Source organism: Bradyrhizobium sp. 132, assembly GCF_023074185.1.
In the GTDB taxonomy this organism is placed as follows: Bacteria; Pseudomonadota; Alphaproteobacteria; order Rhizobiales; family Xanthobacteraceae; genus Bradyrhizobium.
The window spans coordinates 34,391-53,834 of sequence record NZ_JADPKY010000096.1 but is presented as its reverse complement, the minus strand read 5'-3'; the positions used below and the strand labels follow the sequence as shown (position 1 = coordinate 53,834).

General features: G+C 58.6%; 17 protein-coding genes and 2 pseudogenes. 8 read left to right on the top strand and 11 right to left on the bottom strand.

Annotation, left to right across the window (positions count from 1 at the left end):
* Positions 1-199 (bottom strand): hypothetical protein (locus IVA74_RS18715; protein WP_247347018.1); only part of this gene is annotated, 199 nt, incomplete at its 3' end.
* 377 nt (positions 200-576) lie between these two features.
* On the opposite strand from IVA74_RS18715, the gene IVA74_RS18710 reads away from it, so the two are divergent.
* A complete protein-coding gene (locus IVA74_RS18710; RefSeq protein WP_247347015.1) occupies positions 577-795 on the top strand; it encodes a hypothetical protein in 219 nt (72 codons plus the stop codon).
* A gap of 973 nt (positions 796-1,768) precedes the next feature.
* Here IVA74_RS18710 and IVA74_RS18705 read toward each other — a convergent pair.
* The 3 genes from IVA74_RS18705 to IVA74_RS18695 form a co-directional block, all read right to left on the bottom strand.
* The gene (locus tag IVA74_RS18705; protein ID WP_247347012.1) at positions 1,769-2,119 is read right to left on the bottom strand and encodes a hypothetical protein; all 351 of its coding nucleotides are present in this window, start codon (positions 2,117-2,119) and stop codon (positions 1,769-1,771) included.
* A 296-nt stretch (positions 2,120-2,415) separates the two neighbouring features.
* A complete protein-coding gene (locus tag IVA74_RS18700; protein WP_247347003.1) occupies positions 2,416-3,063 on the bottom strand; it encodes a hypothetical protein in 648 nt (215 codons plus the stop codon).
* A 61-nt stretch (positions 3,064-3,124) separates the two neighbouring features.
* Complete coding sequence (locus IVA74_RS18695; protein ID WP_247347002.1) at positions 3,125-3,652, bottom strand: hypothetical protein; 528 nt, start codon at positions 3,650-3,652, stop codon at positions 3,125-3,127.
* Positions 3,653-4,469: 817 nt separating this feature from the next.
* Here IVA74_RS18695 and IVA74_RS18690 point away from each other — a divergent pair.
* Positions 4,470-5,723 carry a cytochrome P450 gene (locus IVA74_RS18690; protein WP_247347001.1) on the top strand — a complete coding sequence of 418 codons (1,254 nt, stop codon included), beginning with the start codon at positions 4,470-4,472 and terminating at the stop codon, positions 5,721-5,723.
* Positions 5,724-6,377: 654 nt separating this feature from the next.
* Here the strand turns inward: IVA74_RS18690 and IVA74_RS18685 are convergent.
* On the bottom strand, positions 6,378-8,846 hold the full coding sequence (locus tag IVA74_RS18685) for an ATP-binding protein (protein WP_247347000.1): 2,469 nt from the start codon (positions 8,844-8,846) through the stop codon (positions 6,378-6,380).
* Positions 8,833-9,033, bottom strand: a complete 201-nt coding sequence (locus tag IVA74_RS18680) for a hypothetical protein (RefSeq protein WP_247293751.1) — start codon at positions 9,031-9,033, stop codon at positions 8,833-8,835. The genes IVA74_RS18685 and IVA74_RS18680 overlap by 14 nt, the downstream gene beginning before the upstream one ends.
* A gap of 822 nt (positions 9,034-9,855) precedes the next feature.
* Between IVA74_RS18680 and IVA74_RS18675 the strand changes: the two genes are divergently transcribed.
* The gene (locus IVA74_RS18675) at positions 9,856-10,197 is read left to right on the top strand and encodes an alkaline phosphatase family protein (RefSeq protein ID WP_346730955.1); all 342 of its coding nucleotides are present in this window, start codon (positions 9,856-9,858) and stop codon (positions 10,195-10,197) included.
* Positions 10,198-10,202: 5 nt separating this feature from the next.
* Positions 10,203-10,478: a hypothetical protein gene (locus tag IVA74_RS18670; RefSeq protein WP_247346998.1), complete on the top strand. Its 276-nt coding sequence runs from the start codon at positions 10,203-10,205 to the stop codon at positions 10,476-10,478.
* Positions 10,479-10,998: 520 nt separating this feature from the next.
* Here IVA74_RS18670 and IVA74_RS18665 read toward each other — a convergent pair.
* On the bottom strand, positions 10,999-11,277 hold the full coding sequence (locus tag IVA74_RS18665) for an alkaline phosphatase family protein (RefSeq protein WP_247338586.1): 279 nt from the start codon (positions 11,275-11,277) through the stop codon (positions 10,999-11,001).
* 1,002 nt (positions 11,278-12,279) lie between these two features.
* Positions 12,280-13,692 (bottom strand): MATE family efflux transporter, encoded by a 1,413-nt coding sequence (locus IVA74_RS18660; RefSeq protein WP_247346995.1) that lies wholly within the window; start codon positions 13,690-13,692, stop codon positions 12,280-12,282.
* A gap of 1,087 nt (positions 13,693-14,779) precedes the next feature.
* Between IVA74_RS18660 and IVA74_RS18655 the strand changes: the two genes are divergently transcribed.
* Positions 14,780-15,037 carry a hypothetical protein gene (locus tag IVA74_RS18655; protein ID WP_247346993.1) on the top strand — a complete coding sequence of 86 codons (258 nt, stop codon included), beginning with the start codon at positions 14,780-14,782 and terminating at the stop codon, positions 15,035-15,037.
* Positions 15,038-15,135: 98 nt separating this feature from the next.
* A pseudogene (locus IVA74_RS18650) lies at positions 15,136-15,341 on the top strand (cold-shock protein).
* Positions 15,342-15,683: 342 nt separating this feature from the next.
* On the opposite strand, the gene IVA74_RS18645 reads toward IVA74_RS18650, so the two are convergent.
* The 3 genes from IVA74_RS18645 to IVA74_RS18635 are packed head-to-tail and all read right to left on the bottom strand — an operon-like array spanning position 15,684 to position 16,604.
* A complete protein-coding gene (locus IVA74_RS18645; RefSeq protein WP_247346990.1) occupies positions 15,684-15,881 on the bottom strand; it encodes a hypothetical protein in 198 nt (65 codons plus the stop codon).
* 27 nt (positions 15,882-15,908) lie between these two features.
* Positions 15,909-16,352, bottom strand: a complete 444-nt coding sequence (locus tag IVA74_RS18640) for an ABC transporter substrate-binding protein (RefSeq protein WP_247346988.1) — start codon at positions 16,350-16,352, stop codon at positions 15,909-15,911.
* Between the two features lie 39 nt (positions 16,353-16,391).
* Positions 16,392-16,604, bottom strand: coding sequence for a hypothetical protein (locus IVA74_RS18635; protein ID WP_247346986.1), 213 nt, complete (start codon positions 16,602-16,604; stop codon positions 16,392-16,394).
* 410 nt (positions 16,605-17,014) lie between these two features.
* On the opposite strand from IVA74_RS18635, the pseudogene IVA74_RS18630 reads away from it, so the two are divergent.
* Together IVA74_RS18630 and IVA74_RS18625 are read left to right on the top strand one after the other, a co-directional pair.
* Positions 17,015-18,153 (top strand): annotated as a pseudogene (locus tag IVA74_RS18630) (pyridoxal phosphate-dependent aminotransferase); the annotation flags it as partial.
* A 69-nt stretch (positions 18,154-18,222) separates the two neighbouring features.
* Positions 18,223-19,095, top strand: a complete 873-nt coding sequence (locus IVA74_RS18625; RefSeq protein ID WP_247347022.1) for an isocitrate lyase/phosphoenolpyruvate mutase family protein — start codon at positions 18,223-18,225, stop codon at positions 19,093-19,095.
* Positions 19,096-19,444 lie beyond the last annotated feature (349 nt).

Genomic DNA, 19,444 nt, shown 5'->3' with positions numbered 1-19,444 from the left:
CATAGTTGGCGGCAAGGCCCACGATCGAGGTGAAGCGCGTCGCTACCCATGGATCAGTGTCAGCCGCCAGAGGAATGGTCAGGCGGTATCGCTTGAGTTGATGTGCGGCGAGCGTCTTGAAGACGTCCTCGTCATTGATCTGGCGGTACGCCCCGGAGGCGAACATGGAGTGGCCATTGACGCCGATTTGAACTGTCAATTCTGTTCCTTGATTGCGCGAGAAAAGAAGAGGATGCCGTTTGCAGCAGATCTGATTTCGGGCGCGGCGGGGTAAAGGAGGAGAAACCCCCGCCGCAGTCGGGCCGTAGCAGTCGGCCGGCGCTCTGTGTCGCCGCTCTCTGTTCTGTACTCCGAGTATGGTTGTATTTTGGCCAACTCTCCCTGAGGGAGTGGAAGGACTGCCATTGCGCGAACCAAGTCGCATCGACAGTCGCGCAGATGAAGACAATCTTACGGAATAACCTTTACGAACAAACTATGCGTCTAACTACCGAGGAGAGCGAACCGCATGTTGCTAGCCACATAGATTGCGCCGAAAACTAACGCCGGCTGGAGGCTAGGCCAAGGGAACGGCTGATGCCAAGAACTATCCAGGAACAACTGGACCAGGTGGAACGTGATATCAAACTTTACACAGAATACGATAATGCCGAAAAAGCACGCTTCGATCGCGAGTGTTACCTTTGGACCGCGGAAGATCGCATCGAGTGGCAGGAGACGCAGCTTTCCAATGCTCAATATCTTCGCGAATTAAACGACGAGCGCGTTGCGTTGCTTAAGCGGCTAAAGGGGTGAACGGCTGTTTGAGAATACGCGCAGCGCGGCTCCCTGATTGGATGAGAAGGACCCGTGTGTTTTAGTGGCCACTTCGGAGGGGCCCCCAGATGATACTTAGGCCGATGTCGATAGGCGAAACACCCAAGACATGCGTTTTCTGCGGAGGGGGGCCGTTATCTCACGACCACATTTGGGCCGAATGGATACAATCCTACGTCTCACGAGCCTTTTCGAAGCGAATGCACACGGCTTCATTCAGTGGGACTTTGCACGCCGAACGGATTTGGAATGGCGACATGCTAACCGACACGATCCCTTGTGTGTGCGAACGTTGCAACAGCGGCTGGATGAGCAGGTTGCAGACAAGAGCAAAGCCGCACATCGTTCCTTTTCTGCAGGCTACTTGGCCCACTCTAGATCGCTGGGCTTCAAGGTCTCTGGCGGCATGGATCACCATGTTCACAATGGTCTACGAATTCCGCGCCCCCCGTACAGCGGCGATCCCTTCCAAGCAGCGTGATACTTCCGAAGAACCAGAGATCCCATCGACGGCTGGGAAATCTCGATTGCGAAGATAAACCCTAACCGATGGAGAGGTCGCATCACGCACGTTGCAAGAACCCTCTACGACGTGAAGCATTCACCACTCAACGCAAGGCCCGACCATCAAATCACGACCGGTGTGATCGGCAATCTGCTTTTTCACAGCTACTCCTTTGCCCCAGAACTCGATATGTCCATGCCGGAGATCGAGGAGTACGGTTCAGCCCTGGGACTTACTCGCATCTGGCCGACAACCGAGACGCCTCCGCACTGCCCCCCTTCGCGTTCTATTCGATGCTGATGCGGAGAACGTGTCTTATTCCTTGATCAACGTACTCGCCAAAGTTTACGGCATCCAATCTCTTGTCCCCGTCCGAAATTAAAGTTTCCGAGCGGCAATGCCGAGCCAGGATCGACGCTGTACTCGTCCCCGAGACATGGATGGGTATCAGATCGAGATAAAGCCCGGCTGCACGGCTATTTGGCTATATCCCGCAATCTGCGTTTCCCCCAAAGCATTTAAGTGGAAGCCATCGCCCGCCGCATGTCCTCTCGCGGTAATCTCTGCGTAGGTGCCCATGAGCCTAAACACGTCTATGCGCGGCGCGTTCAACGATCGGGCCGCTGTGATTACAGCATCAGCATAAGCCGCCTGTGTCACCAGCGACACGCCCGAGATCGCGGGATCAGTGGCGTTTTCCGTCATGAAAATCACAGAGCCTTTCGGCTGCACGTTCGTGCTGATCGACTGAAGGCTGGGAATGTAGGCACCGGGGATGTCGGTACCACGCAACTGCATCGTTAATCATGTGCGCGACGAAGTTTAGGTTAGCCGCCAAGGTGGCTGTCGCCGGATACGGGTTGTAAGAGGCAGCGCCGTTGAGCGAGTTCGAAACCTTCGATGATGACCACCCAGCACTGTAGACAAATGTCTGGGACGGGATGGCCGAATTATAGGCGATGATCCGCGCCGCGTAGACTACCCCGGATACCCAATCAAGGTTGAGCGTGTGCAAACCAAGAGTTGTCGTGAACGCCGGTGCCGTGACGAAACCGTTTGCTAGTCCCTGATTGATCGGCGTGTTAGTTCCGCCGTCAATATTGACATTTAAAGTCCCCAACCCGCCACCGGCTAGCGTCGGGTAGCTGTACAGGAATGTGTCCACCGGAATGACCCGTGTTCCACATTGGGCCGCCGAGCGACGTGTCGGAGCCGGTCTTGGTCCATCCTCCCGTAAGCGTCAACCGACCATCGAACGCAGCGAGTTGATTATGCGAGCCGAACATCGACTGCGAAGAACCGCCCGGCAGCGCGGTTGCGCGCTGGCTTAGCCAAGAGTGTACAACCGCGTCAACATCACCGGCCCCCGTAGAACCTGAGCCAAGTCCGGCCATAACCGAACTACCTTGACCTAGTATTGATCTAGGGTACGGCGCTGAGTGGTACTTTGATAAATTGATGCCCGTGAAGTTGATAAAGTTCGGGATGTTGCTCGCTCCTCCAACGAGTGTGTACAGGTCAGTGAAGTTCGCCTGCGTCGCGGCGCGCAACTGATCGCTTGAGAGCCCAGCATTTAGATAGCGCGGAGCTCCGGTGAGCCCCTGCGCCTTCACCGCGGCATAGAGGTCCGAAAAATTGGCCCGCGTAAAGTCCAGCACCTGGCTGTCAGAAAGCCCGCTCTTCAGAAGCCGCGGCACCAGGTTGGTACCGTACGCGGAATTCAAAGCGGCATAGAGCTCCACGAAGTCGGCCTGCACTGCCGCCCGGATCTGCTCGCGGGAGAGCCCGATGTTTAAATTTTGCTCAAGCGGCCGATCTCAGGATGTCGTTGAGCGACGCAAACCGAAACTCCTTCAGCGCGCTGCCTTCAGTCGCGTCGATGACTTCGACGCCGACGGCGCGTGCGGCCTCGTCCCAGCCTGCAAAGCCCGGAACGAATTCGCGCTGATAGATCTCGGAATCGCGGGCCGAGCCCTTGTACTCGTCGTGGCAGTGCTCCCGGTCCGCGACGATGCGCAGCGCCTGGGGGTCGCCCTCGCCTTGTACGCGCTTGACCTTGTCCGGCATCTCGCGCTTCGCCGTTCGCGACATCGAGATCACCAGGCCATCCCAGTTCGCCACCAGCTGGCGCCGCGGCTCGTACCAGCCGGAATCCGTGAAGAACAGCACGCTCGCCCAGGGCGCCAGCACGGCCGACGAGTTGATGGCGATCGACCGCCGGCCGCGCACACGCTGGCAGATCTCCGCCGTGAGGCTCGGGCCCGACGCCAGGCAGAAAATCGTCTCGCCCTTGAACAACCAGGCGTAGTTGTCTTTTCCGGTATGCTTCAACCCAGGAATCCGTTTCTAGCGGCCGGCCGCCACGATGTGCGAGCACGCTTGCCCAGTCACGTGTTCCAGCAACAGCGCATGCATCACCTTCCGGGTGTAGGGCGGGCTGGCGGGCGGGGGCGTCTTTTCACTTCCGCATTCCGATCCCTGTACTGCCGGAGAAGCGCAGAGCGTCGCGCCAGAGGCGCCGTGCCTAACTATTGACGAGCTCCTGGCACAGATCGGGAGCACACGCCTGACCACACGAGCGAGCTAGACGATGCCCTTTATCAAAGGAAGTAAAGTGGGAGCACGTTCCTAGCAGCACCAGCGGCGAGGATAGTAGATGGTGAAGCCGCGGCGGCCAAGGCCGTGCTTGGGTCGGATCAGTTGGTTATTTGATGGCGCGCAAGGCGCCGAAGGAATTGGTGCTTTGGTCTTGGACATGCCGCTGGAACATTGCCCAAGCGCCGTCCAAACATCTCCATCTTCTGTTTGATTGAACGCGCGACCGCGACCACCGCGTCGGTCCCCTGCCCGATCGCGTTGTTGAGATTGAGCATGCCGAAGTCAGGCCCTATTTCGCAGCGGCCACAATTCAAGCGGGCCGCCGCGAGTCTTCCGCAATGAGACGTGGCCGACTCATCTGGCGGCGTTCCGCTCGCATAGACAAAGTGGCGGCGATCTCGCTCCTGCCGGAACTGGTAGGGGGCGCCGCTGAGTTTTTTGAATATTCTTTGCCGCTTCGGCGAGAAGCTCTTCCCAACTGAAGCACTCGGCACGCAATCCATGCGGTTACGACCTGTCGAGATCGGGTTCTCCAAAGAGAAAAGACCAAATGGACACGGTCATGAAAACGCCCTTTAACGTGCGCGGAGGCGAAGATGTGCGCGGCATCCCGTTGAGAGATCTAGATGTAAGCGAACCTAGACGATTTCAAGATGATAGCTTATGGCCCTGCTTCGAGCGGCTGCGAAGGGAAGATCCCGTTCACCACTGCCAAGACAGCCCATACGGAGCATATTGGTCGATAACGAGATACCGCGATATCGTGGCCGTCGATACAAATCATATAATATTCTCGTCAGAGCAAGGTGTCACGATCCTCGACGTGCCCGAGGAACATTGGACACCGAGTTTTATCAAGGCAGGTCCTCCCAAACATGCCGCGCAGCGCAACACCGTAAGTCCGATACTCGCACCGGACAATTTGGAAAAACTCGAGGGATTAATCCGCAGTCGCGCTAGAACAATCCTTGATGGCCTGCCGCGCAATGAAGCCTTCAACTGGGTCGATATGGTCTCGATCGAGTTGACGACGCAGATGCTGGCCACACTTTTCGACTTTCCGTTCGCGGATCGCCGGCTCCTGACGTACTGGTCGGACGTAGCCGTTGCAGCGCCGACGGTTGGGCAGGCGATCGACAGCTGGGGCAAGCGAAGCGCAATTCTGTCCGAGTGCTTGACATATTTTACTCGGCTTTGGCGGGAGCGGATAAATGCCGAGCCACGATTTGATCTCATTTCGATGATGGCGCACTCGTCCGGGACTCGGCATATGGAGCCACGTGAGTTTCTTGGCAATCTCATTCTACTGATCGTGGGGGGCAACGACACCACGCGCAATTCGATCACCGGTGGCCTGCTGTTCATGAACCAGCACCCCTCCGAGCTACGAAAGCTACGAGATAATCCCGCCTTGGTGTCGAGCGCTGTGTCCGAGATTATTCGATACCAAACGCCCATCGCACATATGCGCCGCAACGCTACCGCGGACATTATCATGGGAGGCAAACAAATCAGGCGAGGCGACAAGGTTGTAATGTGGTACATCTCTGGCAACCGAGACGATGAGGTCATCGAAGACGCCAACAAATTTACGATAGATCGCAAGAACGTGCGCCAACATCTCTCGTTCGGATACGGCATCCATCGTTGCCTTGGTCGACATCTCGCGCGGCTGCAGCTTAAAATCCTCTGGGAGGAGATACTGAATAAACGCATGGAGGTCGAGGTCGTTGGCGATCCGGAGCGCGTTGCATCGAACTTCGTGCACGGTTATTCCGCACTCCCTGTCCGAATCATAGTCTAGGCTGTGACGCCCTGAAATGACGCGCGAGCTACACGGCAGGACCGTCGTCGGGCTCTCTGATGACCAGTTACGCCATTGCACGCGGACCGGCGCGCGCCGCTGAAGATCGCCATCCCGGCTGGAGCCCGCACCTCTTGACCAACTTGGTCCGCCACTACGCTTCGCGTGACGCATCTCTCAAAGGCATCAAGTCAATGTCTGGGAACTCTATCACAATCAGGTTCAGACCGGAGCACGGGCGTATAAGGTGATAGGTAACCGGCAAAGAGACCCGCAAGCCGGAACCTTTGGTCGCAGCGGTCATCCGGTGCCGGCTTATCGCTTCGAAGACAGCCGGTCCGGCGAATGCACTGTTCGTGATTCAGTGGCCTTCTGCCCGCGCAGAAGCCGGCCCCCGACCGGCGTGCGGCCTGATCCTGAACCCCTGCGGCCATCATCGTCGGCACCAACCCCAGGTGCAGCGCCCATCATCATAGCGGTGTCAGGCCACAATGAATGCGCGATCATCGCGATCCGTCATCGGCGCTGCCGGTCGATCCAGAGCCCGCGCGGGGCGACGAGCGGACCAACTTCACCGCATGGTCCGGCCTCGAGGGTGCGTGGCCACAGGTTCACATACACGCGTCAGCGACGGTCTGGGCCCGGCGAGGAGCATCAGTTCTTCTTCGGCACGAGGTTGAGACTGACAGCGCTGCAACTGCAGCGGAGGACTTCCTTGTCACCCTTGATAGGCGAAACGCAGAGGAATTCGCCGCAATCGGTGTTGGGGCACTGCATCAGTTGAAGCAATTGTTGAAACGAACTCACGACCGCAGCGAATTCCTTCGATTGCAGGTCCGCCCAGGCGTTGTAGTGAACCGCCTTGTTGATCATCCACTCTTCGGACTTTGTCGCCGCCACCCGCTTTTTGGATTCTATCTGGAGCGCTTCGGCATCCTGAATATTTTTCCCCCACGAGGAGGCGGAGTCGCGCGCCTCTTTGAGACGGGCCTTCCATGCGGCTAACACCCCGGGCCAGAGATCGCCCAGGTCGTATTGTCCGTTTCCATGATATTCGATGCGAGCGCGCAGATTATCCGCAAGGATCGTCGAGGTGAACTCCAGATAGCGTCGCAAAGTCCCTGCCGCCAAAAATACATTGTCATTGGCAAGGTGTTTCTGGATCTGCGTCCAGACGTGACCCTCGTTCCAGACCTGTGGGCCACTGTCGACCGTCCAGCCGCCAAAGCTAAGAGTGCTCTGAACCAGCTTTTCGCTCTGCATGAACTTGAGCCACACGCCGTCGTGAGTGGTCAGGACAAACTGCGTGTTTGGAAATCTCTGCTTCAGGAGCGCGCAAACCTCACGACGATGGCCGGCGTCGACCGACATCAGCACATCGTCGAGGACGGCAAGCGTAAATCCATCGCCGAGCGTGTGCTTCACCAGTGCAAGATAGAGGCAAAGCCCCATGCCATCCTGATGGCCCTCGCTGTGGTAGGCCCCGGGAGGAAATCTGCCTCGTCCGTAAAAGTCGACATCGAAGGCCAGTTTGCCCAATGATGCAGAGAGCTTGCCCTCGAAATTGGCCTCATCGTCGCGGTTGATGAAACTGTAGTATTCGGTGAAGTCCTTCTGCACCTTGTCGTAGATGCCTTCCAACATTGCGGTGCTGACCGTACCGTAGTGGCTAAACACCGCAGAAGCTGTTTCGGCCTGCTGGGCCGCGATATTGAGGGTCTGCTGCGTCCCACGGCATTGATCGTATTTCTCCTGGGCAACGATCAAGAATTCCTTGGCTTCTTCCTCCTTTGAAAGGTCGGAGAGCGTTTCGATATAGGCCGCCAGACGATCGGCGGGCTGAAGCAACTCGACCGCGGGCGATGCCCCCAGTCGACCAAGGGCTTGCAGCGCGTGGGCGATCGCTGCCGGGTCCCGGACGACCTTGTCTAGTGTGTCGCGGTCACCGTCGAGGGCCTTTGCGTGGGACCGCAGCGACGTGGCATCTATAGGAGGATTGGCCTTTTCGCACCATTCGGCCACTTTGCCCGCGTCAAGCGCCATCGCCCGCAGGTGAGCCGCGAGAGGGTCGATCGCCAGGGCCAGTTGCTTCAATGCCGTCGAGGCCGCATCTGCCTTTGCGATCTTCTCTTGAAGATGCGTTGCCAGGAGGGCCATCTCCCAGGGACCGTCGCACAGTGGACAAGCGTCGCATTCGACCAGCTCAAGACCCCGCTCAACCAAAGCGCGCTGCTTGACAACCCTTAACAGAGCCGGATCGTCCGTGAGCTGGGCGAGAGCGCCGACTGCATCCGACTTTGCGCCGGTTATGGTTATTTCCTGCGAGACAGCCAGCCTCTTCAGGAAGCTCGCAAGGTCATTCTTGGCGCCGAGCTTGGAGAATGGCTGCGACGCCTCGTGCTCGGCATCTGGATTGATGCCTACCTTCAAGGCATTTTCCGGCGCGAGGTCCGCCACAGGATCGAGCTTCAGCACAGCTCGACGAGCATTTACAGAAGCAAGCAGATCAGTTTTGTTTGGAGTGGCAATGCCGAGATGGTGAAAGAAATCGGACTTGCTCCGCCGATCCTCCACCTCGGCCCTTCCGTGGTCGCGTTTTGCATCGTTGGCGACGCGTTGGAGTGAGACCCGCAGCTTTTCGAGCTGATCAAGGCGCAGCAGCTCTTGGACGTATTGTGATCGTTTGCCTGCAGGAACGAGAATATATTTGATGATTTCTCGACGAGACAGGGCAAACTCAGGATGGGTTTCGAGCTGCGCCAGAAGCGCCCTGGTTTCAGCACTGCTTGGCTTGAGTACCGCGGCGCCTGGATTCTTGACGCTCCGCTCGATTATGAAGCTCTTTTTGAGAGCGGGCGCATAGACCTGCAGGCGAACGAGCGCGGTTTCGGGCTTTTTGCTCGCGTCGACATGTGGAGCGTGCGCCTTGACACTCAGCTCCGCCGTGCCCGCGCCGCCGAGACGAGTGATGTTTCCGGTGAGGGCAAATTCGATCGCATCCACGATGCCGCTCTTGCCAGTACCGTTCGGCCCCGCAATGCCAAAACTCCTTCGGCCCAACGAGCGCTTGAGATGACGAATTCCACGGAACTCGACAATTTCGATTTCTTCAATCTGGATCATTGCTCGGCTCAGCAGCATTGAAAATGGCCGCCCGTAGGCTCTCGGCGTCCAATTGATGATCCGCCAGTGCCTTTCGCAGCGCCGACAAAGACGCCCGCGAAAGGGTTTTCTGGTCCTCGAGCTTTTTCAAGAAGGCATCGACAACGGATGAGACCGTAGATGAAAAGGGAAGATCGTCAGCGGCCATATGGTTGCTATTCCTGGGCTGGCCACCTGCTTCTGTGCGGCAGCGTCAATCGCGAGACGTCTCGACAAACAGCGATTCCGGACGTGGTCCTAGTGGTTGTGCACAATGCGCCACTAATCGCTTACGTTACTAGCCCTGCAAAGCCGCCCAGAACGCTTCGCCAAATGAATTGAGATTAGAACTGAGCCACCCATCTGGCACAATGAAGCCGACTTGAAAGCGCTGCCTGAAAATCAATCAAGCCGACCGATCGACCACCTCGGCCGGAGCTTGACTTGAACTGCGTCCGCGAGCACACCGCGGAGGCCAAGCCGACGCGAACGAAGCAACGCTGCCCTCAAGCTTGACATATTTTCCTGCCCCAGACCCGTGGCGGGGCTCGTTTTACCCGCCACGGCAGCTGCGAACTAGGCTAGGCGGCCGCAATGTTCGCAGCGCGGCCGCCCTCCGGTGCCCGAGGCGAGATTCTGCCGTTCGATGTTATTGCCCTCGGTACACTTGTCGTTGTCGTGATAGACGCTTCGCGCACCAGGTTTCGTTGAATGAAATGGTGAAACTTTCGACATAAATTGGTCCCCGACGGAGATGGGTGCATTTGTTCGTATGTGGTAGCAAACATGGAGGTTTGAATTTGTGCAATGACTCTCAAGCCAGCGCTTAAATTTGGCGCTCCATCGAATTTTTCGACGAATTTCACCATCGATGACAGCAGACCGGCCCTTGCGGGACGCAGATCGAGCTTGAGTTACGTCAGGTGTTGGGACGCCCCACGACGCCAGCAAAATCAACATAGACTGCCTCACCGACCTGCACACGACGAAGGTGCTGCCGGTATGCACCCGGGAGCCCGATATTTCCTCGCACGATTGTGGGACTGGCGCGCCAAAGACGATGGCAGCGATCAGCTTTGTCGATCGGCAGTTGCGCCGCGTGCTCGATGGGTGGGAGGCTGAGGGCGTCTCCCTTGGCGTGCACCTGATCACCGCCTCCGGTCATGGACATGTGACGGTGCATGCGCGGGCCGATCTATTTGAGACGCTCGAGGCTGCCGGGCTGCGCTGCGGCCCGGCACCGGCGGCCGGGATCGATGCCACGTCATACCTGGCCAAGTCGGAGCAATTTACATCGCCGAGCCATCGGACGCCGTTATCCGCCGCACAGTAGGATCGATGATCGAGCGGCCCTGGTGTGGTCTGGTGTTTACCGCCGGTGGCGCGGCCTATGGCATTGCGGCGGGCAGCTTTGCCCGCCATTTGGTGTTCGCCGACCATGCCCGATCGGCGGACATTCTGTTCTCGTTCCGGTCGGATGGTCTCGATCCATTTGGCCTTATGGGCCGCACCTGGAGTGCGGATGGGGCGGTCGGCTTCGGAGTGCACGGCGGGTGGCATGCCAACGAGATGTCGTCGGTCGGGATTTTGGCGGGACCGCTGATCGAAAAATGACTTCGTCTCGCAAATTCCCTCAGGCATTTGCGACATTGCGCCGACAGTGCTCGGTCTTCTGGGCCTTTCGCGACGGGCAACGATGACCGGTCGTGCGCTCGCAGAGATCTTTATCGATGATGGACAGGACGTACCTCGTACGGTTGAAAAGATATGCGAGACCAGCAGCGGAAGGAGAGGATTGCGACGTCGGGCCGAATTTGAAGCCAGATTACGTCGAGGAACGCTGAAGTCAGGAAGGCTTGAGAGGCAAGATCTGGGTTGCCGGCGGGGGACGCCGCAGGCGTCGGCGCCAGCAGGGTCTCCACTCGTCTGAGCATCTCGGCGGAGGTCGCGATGCAAGGGAAGTGGCCGGAGAGCGTCACTTGTCCGAGCTTTCGAGCTTTATGGTTCAGCAGGCGCCTTGCCCCCGCCGAGTTGGAAGCGAGGACTGAGAAGGTTCTGCCGTTCGCCGCGAGGATCTCACCAAGTGATGGCACACCGACTAGATGGCCCTTGCTCGCGGCATCAAGGTGCTCGATCAGGCGCGCATCGCTCGTGTCGACAGAGCGCGGTATGGGCGACTGCCTGTCGAGATATTGATCTCAATGATGCCGTGGCGATCCGGCGTCGCGCCAGTGACGAGGCTCGTGAGCGCTATTCGTGTTTCGCTGGGCGAGACGGTGCGCTGCCTGGCCAGCACAGCACCGCGGCGCTGGAGCCTGACCAGTTTCGGCGTCAATGATGGTTTGACGAGATCGGGTCGAAGCCCATCGAACAGCACGATGAGAACCCGATTCCGGATCGGTCGGTCGAACATGTAAAACTTTCGTCTAACTGGAACGTAGCGGACTGGGAGCGACCAGGACCGGGCTGGCGCAGCCCAGCGCCATCGACTTGGAGCCGAGGCTGATCGCTAGCACGAGCGCAATGCGGGTATGGCGCTCCCAGCCATGCTGACCAAAGCCCGGCCAGCGCGACGGCCGCTCCCGAGCCGGGATTAGCGGCGTGCGAGCGCCAGCAGCTCTCCTCAGCTGTAGATCGGCCCGGCTTGTCTAAAACTGGAGGCTGCGGCGTCAGTGGTTTGGTCTGATCATGATCGCCTGATGCACCTCTGCGGGCACAGCGTGAAGACACCGAAATCATCACAGGCCCCGAGGATCGCCCAATTCCGGCGAGGACGTCAGGTAGGATGTCCAGCAAGCCGTCGATAGCACGGCCCCGCAAGCAAGCGTAGCAAATGCCGCGTCCAGGAGAAGCTGCTCGGCAGCCCTAGCCGATCGTGATCTGGTCGACGTCGCGATTGAGCCAGGAAGCGTGACTGATGCTGCCGGCGGATCGTTTCGCCTGGCGGCTTGCTTCCTGCGAATGCGATGCATCTCGTGTGCTTGGCATTTCACAGCTGTGGCGCTCGCAGACACCGGTCGGCGTCTCGAAAATTGATATGCCCTGACTAAGCGTGATCGTATCGACGCCGGGTGCGCGCCGCTGGGCTGCTCGATTTGCCGGCGTTGCTCTCGAAGGGAGGGATCCGTTGAGCCATTCTGGCAGAAGTGACATGTTGGAAAGCCTGCAAATCGCCAGGGACGCCTTGAGGATTCCTACTCGCACTCAAACGAGCTAACCACTTTGGCTATCGTTTTTTGAAATGAAATGATCGAAAATATGATGCTAGTCAAGTTACCATGTCTTATTGTTATCCCTGCAGTCGCGCCGTGACGCGAAACCTTCAATTTTCAGTCCGAGCCTTCGCCCCGGTTCACAACCGCACGGGCAAGCACCCCGGCATATCGTCGCCGCGGGCATCAGTGATGCGCGCGCATCAGAGAGGGCGATTTGCTAAGTGGCGGAACCGCAGCACGAGGATCGCCGCATAGATTGTGAATCCGGTCGACAAGCCAATCCATATACCGACGGCGCCCAAACCGATCTTCAGACTGAGCCAATAGCTGAGGGAAAAGCCGATCGGCCACCAAGCAATAGTCGCAAACAGCAGCGGCACCCGCGTGTCCTTCAGCCCGCGCAGGCCGCCTGCCGTAATGCACTGGGCGGCGTCAGTGATAAAGAGGGTTGCGCCGACGATGAGGAGCGTTGCAGCGAGGCTGATCGTTGCCTCCGAATCGCGAGCCGCTCTGCCCAGAAACAGCTCCACGATCTCAAAACGCACGGTGATCAACGTAAGCGTTAGCGTTGTAGCTATGACCATACCGAGCAACATCGCCGCCAGATTCGCCCGCTTGACGCCTGCACGGTCGTCGCGGCCGGCGGCATGGCCAACGCGCATGGCAGCGGCCGTCCCAATGCCGAGATAAATCATAAACAGGGTCGAGGAAACCTGAACAACAATCTGGTGAGCGGCCAGTGCGCTGTTGCTGATCGAGCCCGCAACGAGCGACGTGGCTACAAATAGTCCCGACTCGATCGATGAAGCGATGGAGATCGGCGTCCCAAATGCGATGAGCTGCCGCATTGCGCGCCAATCGAAACGCCAGAGATCCGCAAGCACATGGTACTCACGGAACGGCCGGCGCAGTGCAGCGAACCACAAGCCCGCCAAAAACATGCCGCAGTTGACCAGCGTGGTCGCAAGACCTGCCCCGAACAGCTCCAACCGGGGCAGCCCAAGCTTCCCATAGGCCAGAATATAGACCAACAACGCATTGAGGGGGATGGCGGATAGCGTAATCCAGAAGACTGGCTGTGGCCGATTGACCCCACCCATGAAATTACGGATAGCCAAAAACGCCAGTGCCGGAGCCGTGCCGAGGGCTAATCCGAAGAGGTATTGCTGGGCGAGCTGCGCCACATCTGGGGTCTGCCCCAAGGCAAGCAGTATTTGCTCTGCTCGCAGCGCCACAGCAATGATCGGGAATGACAGGATCTGGGCCAGCCATAGGCCCATGCGCAGCGAGCGCTGTACCGCGCCTAGATTATTTTCCCCAAACGCCCGCGCCGCCAAAGGCGCGATGGCACTTAGTAGTCCCACGCCGAATGTGACGCTAATGAGATAGAGCCGGCCTGCCAGCGCTGCCGCGGCGAGCGCCTCAGCGCTGATACGCCCGATGAAGGCAAGATCAGTCGTCATCATCGCAACCTGCGCAACCTGCGTCAGCACCATTGGCAACGCGAGCTTCGCGGTTTCGCCGAGCTCGATAGAGAAGCGACGGATAGCCGCCCGTCTCGTCCCTTCTGGTCGCGAGATTAATGCCGGCTTTGTCTTGGCTATCTTGTCCATATCATCAGGCCGCCGTTTGCGTCGGCGAACGAAATACCGCTTCTGTCACGGAGTATTACGTTCTGACGTGAATTCGCGGTCAGCCTGCGATGCTGCTCGCGGGCAGCCTCGTGCGACCGCACGTTTAGACGCAAAAACGGACCACGGCTTGGCCGCTGGGCTTCGACCAACGCGGCGCCCATTTTCGCATGCAATAAGCGCCAAGGAGAGGTTGCAAATGCCGCGCCAGAATTGGCCAATCACCGCAATCGTGCAATGGAAACGGCGCGCATCGGGATGGAGCCAGGTCGATCATAGAGGCGATTCATGCGCAGGCCACTGCGTTGATGCCAAAGATTGGAGGCCCGAAGTCGGACCCGATCCATGCCACGAACTGAAGAGTTATCATCCCGCAAGCCATCCCTGCACTCCTGAGCAATCGATGGGATCTCGCGCTTCAACGCCGCCCATCTCACTCTTCGAAGCCCATGCCAACTGCGGCGAATTGAATAGATGCTCGCTCTTCTGCAAGCGGACTTGTCGGGAGATCGACAGCACGTCGCAAGTATGACAACCGGCATCGCCTGCTCACCGGCGAGAGGGCGGCGATGCGACCACATGACGAGCGTGGTTTCATCCGTTAGGAGGACCTAGCGGGATTGACTCGTTTGCTCGACTGGATCACAGACATCGATATGCAATCACATTGATGAGCTGCGTGGCCTCGATCCCAGGCTTGGCACCTTGGAAAATGACGTGCTCTCGACATTGGTGGCACAAGTTAGGAAGCCATAGACGTCGATCGTGACTTCCCCTTCCTGGGCCTTGCACGGGATTGTCCAGGAAAGGCTGCATATGAGTGCGGTACTGTGCTGCCTCGTTAGCCTTATCCGGCAAGGTTTTCGTTTGAAAGCGCTGATGTACGCTACCCGGCCGTGGCTAGTGCCGGTATCGTCGGGAGTTCCTTGAATCTTTGCGTGCGCATGTGAGCTTTCAGCTATCCATACTGAAGATACTTGCCGGTCAGCCGGGCGGCCGAGCCGCTCTTGAAGTCGTCAAACAGCACTTGGCCATCTTTTACACCAGCGGACCCGAGTGGGCAGCGCGCATGAAGCGCATCGCGAGCCGCGAGCCGAACCTCGATATCTTTGGACAAAAGCTCATCGACCGCGAGGTGGGATACTGGACCATCACTGAGGAGGGATGGAAGGTCCTTGAGGCCCTTGAGAAGCTCGATCGAGGTGTGGCACAAGGCCAGCCCGAGGCACAGGCCGATGAGCCAGCTGGCGATGAGCGACCGCCATTGCCGGCTGCGCCGCCACGACCGATCGCCCGCAGAAACCGTCCTGGGCGTAAACGGTTGTAGACGCGTGACGGGCGCTCAACGCGAGGGGTTGCGCGGACGTCCTTATGGTCAGGCAGTTCTTCGATTAGATCGCGGAACTTCAGTTTGGAAATAATGCAATCGCATTGGGGACTGTGAAGTGGTTCAACGCGGCCAAGAGATACGGCTTCACCAGCCAGAAGACCGGGGAGCTGGCATCTTCGTTCACATCAGCGCGGTCGAGAAGGCCGGCTACACCAATCTCGCGGAAGGCGTTCGGGTCAGCTACGAGCTGATGGCTGGTCGTTCGGGCAAGATGAGCGCCGAAAATCTGCGCATCGGCTGATCGGCAGCCCTGAGGAATCTGCAAAGCTTTGGCGTTTCTGAATTAGCTTGTGGCTTGCGCGAGAAGCATCGACTCAGCAAATCTCCCGGCCTGAGGCGTTTCCTGTCCGACGCACGATCAGCGGCGCGCATCGGAGCGCCCTGCGAGGCGCTTATCGCGATCGCATTCTCAAGCAGACATTGCAGTGAGGGATGCGACAAATCTCTCGGCCTGCTTCAAGCGCGAACACTGGATCCGCTGGTTCACTCCGTTGGACGCGCGAAGATCGATTTCACCATATAGGCCGATCGGTAGCTCCCGGTTGTTGTTGAAGCGCCGGTCCGGGCCGCCCTTACGATTCACCTAGCGCCAAGTCTGGTCTACGACAGTCGCGTCGGCGGGCGGCGTCTCTTCCTTGATAAAGCGAGCACTTCGAAACAAGAATTCAATGTCTTCGTAGCCGAACCCGGCAACAATCTTGCCGGCAGTAACCAGGATCGCGTCAGGTGTCAGATAGACCGTCTCTTTCCGGGTCCGCTCGCTGGCGAGCAGGCCGTTCACGCGCGCGGAAAGCTTGGGAATGATGCGCTATTCGATGCCATCGAACGGGGGAGCGACCGCCCCAATACGAATCGTGGGCAGCCAGCGAATATCGAGCTTGTGGTCGACGAGCTTGTAAGGACCGCTTCCAACAGGGGCTGTGGTCCACTGCTCCCACGAGCCCGCCGCCACGAAGGCGCGCTGACTGACGATCTCCGATCCCCAAACAGCCAGACGCTGCTCGAGGAGCGCGTCGCCGCCCTTGGCATGCACGAAGACGGTAAAAGGATCAACCATTTCGAATTTCTCGAGCCGAACAAGCGACTGAAGCGCCTGGGACATTCCGCTGCGTCCAGGTCCGAGCAGGTGGTCAGGACCAAGACTAAAGGCGACATCTTCGGCCGTCAAAGACGTTCCGTCATGGAAAGCCACTCCCTTGCGCAGGAACAGCCGCAATGAGTGCGCATTGATCCGCTCCCAACGCTCGGCCAAGCCGGGCCGTAGCGCCATATGGGGCATGGTCGAAGGTGATCAGCGTTTCGAAAGCTGCGGCATGGTCCGGCGAATGGCAGTATCGGTCGCAATGACCGGATCGAAGGATCGCGGAAATCCGGACATGCCGACCTTGAGGCGGCGACGCGGCAATGTCTTCGGCTCACCCTCCGCAGCGCCTGTGCTGGCCAACACGCTTGCGGCAACGGCGCCTGCGATGGCTTGCCGTCGCGTCAGATCGATATGGGTCATCACCGTCTCCGGTTCCACTTCCATTCATACGAATGCCACGCCCGCGAATTCTCAGATCGGGCACTGACCTTGGCGGACCACCGAAATTGGGCGCTTGTGTCATCAGGCATATCCGCGATTGTGTGCGACGTTAAAAACCTGAACTGCTACGGCAGGATGACATTAATCGAATAAGTCGATGTAAGCTTGCGAAGATGCGATGGTTGGCACTCCTGGCGCAGGCTGATGAAGAGGGAGAGCTGAGACGCAACGCACTGCGAACGCCGAACAGCGCCGCACTGAAGAAGCGATACAGTTATCGCAATCTTCGATGATTTTATCCAAAGCCGCGATCACCCGGTTAGTTTGATCGCTCGCGTTCGGATAGATCCCCACGAAACCGCTTATTCGAACGCGAAGGATATTGTGTCTTGTATCTCGTTTCAGAACGGCTCAAGCTCGTGCGTCCCTCTCAAACCAAGGTCATGACGGCTCGCGCCGCCGAGCTGCGCGATCAGGGCGCCGATGTGATTACGCTCAGCCAGGGTGAGCCGGATTTCGACACGCCGTCCGCTATCTGTGAAGCGGGCATCCGAGCCATCCGCGACGGGCAGACGAGATACACGGCGGTCGCCGGAATCAAGCCACTGCGGGCGGCGATCGGCGAGATGCTCCGTCGCGATCGTGGCCTCGATTACGGTATTGACCAGATCTCGGTGGGCTGCGGCGCCAAGCAGGTCGTGTTCAACGCGCTATTTGCCAGCCTCGATCCGGGCGACGAGGTTGTGATCCCAACGCCATGCTGGGTCTCTTATCCCGACATGGTGGCGCTGGCCGGCGGCAAACCGGTGCTCGTCGCCTGCAGTGAACTCGATGGCTTTAAGCTTCGCCCCCAAGCATTGGAGAAGGCGATCACGCCGCGCACCAAATGGTTGATGTTGAATTCGCCATGCAATCCGACCGGCGCAGCCTACAGCCGAGGTGATTTGCTCGCGCTCGCTGCGGTGTTGCACGAGCGTACCCATGTGCATGTGCTATCCGACGACATCTATGAAAAGCTCACCTATCACGCCGACTTCGCAACAATGGCCGCAGTCGCGCCGGATCTCTTTGAGCGCACCTTAACAGTCAACGGCGTGTCCAAAGCTGACGCGATGACCGGTTGGCGCGTCGGGTATAGTGCCGGACCTCTGGCGCTAATCAAGGCCATGAACCTCATCCAGGGCCAGACCTCTTCGCACACCAGCTCGATTTCTCAACATGCCGCGCTCGAGGCGCTGTCAGGGAGGCGGGACCATATCAAAGAGTTCGTGCGCGCGTTTTTGGAGCGCCGCGACCTTGTCGTCGCCAAGCTGAACCAGGCCAAGGGGCTTGCTTGCCGTGTGCCGGACGGTGCCTTTTATGTTTTCCCCTCCTGCGCGGGGGTCATTGGCAAGCGCACGCCCGACGGCAAGATGATCGAGACCGACAGTGATTTTGCCGTGATCTGCTCGACGCTTTCGCCGTGGCTGTCGTGCCTGGCAGCGGCTTCATGGCTTCGCCCTATATCCGCATCTCCTATGCTTCCTCGCTCCAGGACCTCACGCGCGCCTGCGACCGGATCATCGCCGCCTGCGCGAGCCTCCTGAAGGATTTTCCGATGTCCTCTGCCAAACGCCTTCGTGCCCGCATGGCCGAGACTGGCCTTGTCCACGTCATGGCCGCCCGCAGCCCATTCTCAGCGATGCTCGCTGAAGAAGCCGGATTCGACGGAGTGTGGGCGTCCGGCTTCGAGCTGTCTGCGCTTTATGGGCTGCCTGATATGAGCCTGATCTCAATGACACAACATCTCGACATGCTGCGGGCGATCGCCGGACGCACGAGGCTTCCGATCGTCGCGGACATTGATACAGGTTATGGCAATGCGATTAACGTCATTCACGCTATCACGGAATATGAGCGGGCCGGCGCCAGTGCCGTTGTCATCGAGGACAAGACTTTTCCAAAAGTAACGAGCCTTGCTGCCGAGGCCCGCCAGCACCTGTTGCGCATTGAGGAATTCCAGGGGAAGATCGAGGCTGCCATCACGGCAAGATCAGATCCGGATTTCCTCGTCATCGCCCGCACGGAAGCCTTGATCGCCAGCCTCGGCGAAGTGGAGGCCCTGCATCGGGCACATGCTTATATGGAAGCTGGCGCGGACATGATCCTGATCCATTCGAAAAGCAAGACTCCTTGCGAGATCGAAAGCTTTGCGCGCGCCTGGACCGGAACGGTGCCGCTGGTGATCGTGCCGAACGCCTATCCTGATCTCGACGCCAAACGGGTCAAAATGCTTGGCAACATCCGCATGATAATTTATGGCAATTACGGCATTCGCGCGGCTGCAACCGCCATGCAGGAGACCTTCCGCCGGATCATCGCTGACGGTGGCGTCCAGAATGTCCATAAGGACATTCTGCCCGTGGATGAGACCTTCAGAATCCAGAACATGCACGAGGTCAAGGCGGCTGAAGCTCGCTTCCTTCGCTGAACGCTGAACTGACACCTGCCAGCGAGATTTTGAGACGGCACTCAGCAGCGAGCTCTGATTCGCACGCAATCCTGAACGCACCTAAGAAGTCTCGGGCCTGTCATCTCGACGGCCCTCGATGTCGATCGCGACATCAGCAGTCATCCCCCTTGCCGGCACCTGGAGATCACCTCTTAGAAAGCCGTCGACAGCAATCGAAGTCGCCGAGCCAGATTGCACGAATCCTCGAGAAGGCAGATTTTGTGCGCGAGATATCACTTATAAGCGGCAATCCGGCTATAGACATCGAATAATGTGATGGAGCTTCTGGCAATGGCCCGCCGTGACAATCAGCGGAGAGCCCAGAAGC

What these genes read in the sequence shown, in the direction of transcription:
- IVA74_RS18710 (WP_247347015.1), top strand. Translation starts at nt 577, where the DNA reads ATGCCAAGAACTATCCAGGAACAACTGGACCAGGTGGAACGTGATATC.
- IVA74_RS18705 (WP_247347012.1), bottom strand. Translation starts at nt 2,119, where the DNA reads ATGCAGTTGCGTGGTACCGACATCCCCGGTGCCTACATTCCCAGCCTT.
- IVA74_RS18690 (WP_247347001.1), top strand. Translation starts at nt 4,470, where the DNA reads ATGGACACGGTCATGAAAACGCCCTTTAACGTGCGCGGAGGCGAAGAT.
- IVA74_RS18685 (WP_247347000.1), bottom strand. Translation starts at nt 8,846, where the DNA reads ATGATCCAGATTGAAGAAATCGAAATTGTCGAGTTCCGTGGAATTCGT.
- IVA74_RS18680 (WP_247293751.1), bottom strand. Translation starts at nt 9,033, where the DNA reads ATGGCCGCTGACGATCTTCCCTTTTCATCTACGGTCTCATCCGTTGTC.
- IVA74_RS18670 (WP_247346998.1), top strand. Translation starts at nt 10,203, where the DNA reads ATGATCGAGCGGCCCTGGTGTGGTCTGGTGTTTACCGCCGGTGGCGCG.
- IVA74_RS18665 (WP_247338586.1), bottom strand. Translation starts at nt 11,277, where the DNA reads ATGTTCGACCGACCGATCCGGAATCGGGTTCTCATCGTGCTGTTCGAT.
- IVA74_RS18660 (WP_247346995.1), bottom strand. Translation starts at nt 13,692, where the DNA reads ATGGACAAGATAGCCAAGACAAAGCCGGCATTAATCTCGCGACCAGAA.
- IVA74_RS18655 (WP_247346993.1), top strand. Translation starts at nt 14,780, where the DNA reads ATGAAGCGCATCGCGAGCCGCGAGCCGAACCTCGATATCTTTGGACAA.
- IVA74_RS18635 (WP_247346986.1), bottom strand. Translation starts at nt 16,604, where the DNA reads ATGACCCATATCGATCTGACGCGACGGCAAGCCATCGCAGGCGCCGTT.
- IVA74_RS18625 (WP_247347022.1), top strand. Translation starts at nt 18,223, where the DNA reads ATGTCCTCTGCCAAACGCCTTCGTGCCCGCATGGCCGAGACTGGCCTT.